At 62.4% G+C, this 590-nt stretch carries 2 protein-coding genes; both read left to right on the top strand.

Annotated elements, in window-relative coordinates:
• The coding region (locus MZTS_RS24640) for a MucR family transcriptional regulator (protein WP_192285951.1) at nt 1-137 on the top strand (137 nt) is incomplete at its 5' end.
• A gap of 111 nt (nt 138-248) precedes the next feature.
• Nucleotides 249-443: a hypothetical protein gene (locus MZTS_RS24635; protein WP_192285949.1), complete on the top strand. Its 195-nt coding sequence runs from the start codon at nt 249-251 to the stop codon at nt 441-443.
• Nucleotides 444-590: the final 147 nt, after the last annotated feature.

The following is a 590-nucleotide window of genomic DNA, read 5'->3' as shown; positions in this document are numbered from 1 at the left end:
CCGAGCAGTACCGCGCCAAGTGGGGCCTGCCGCCCGATTACCCGATGGTCGCGCCGAACTACGCCAAGGCCCGCTCCGACCTCGCCAAGGCAATCGGTCTCGGCCAGCCGCGCCCGGATTACGACGCGGCGGCGTAAGCCTCGTCTCGAAGCGGCCCCGCCAGCCAACCCCTCCTGTCAGGTGGGGCCGAATCGGGTTATCAACAGCAAAGTCCGGGAACGGAGCTTCCTCTGCCGCATTCCATTCGCATGAGCGAAGACAACCCTTCCGAACAGCTCTCCAAAACCAATGAAGTTCTGGCGGAATGGGCAGCCCGCTCCGCCTGCGAGAGCGACCGCCTCATCGAACGTTTCGAGCGCATGGGGTACGCGGTTCGCGGCAAATCCGAGGCCGAGATCGCTGAAGTCCTCAAACACCCGCCGACGCGACCCGGGACGGCATGACCATACAACAGTGTGACGGTGCAACCAGCGGCAGCACCGTTTTCTGTCAAGACTTGCATTAGGACGATTTTCCCGTAGCCTCCCGGAGCTTCCTCGGTTCGGGCGGTGTCACGATGAAAGAACAAAACAAGAACATTGCGGGCGATC

It is taken from the genome of Methylorubrum zatmanii (assembly GCF_014845115.1).
Taxonomy (GTDB): Bacteria; Pseudomonadota; Alphaproteobacteria; order Rhizobiales; family Beijerinckiaceae; genus Methylobacterium; species Methylobacterium zatmanii.
The sequence above is the reverse complement of the archived record's forward strand: the minus strand, read 5'-3'. Positions and strand labels throughout refer to the sequence as shown.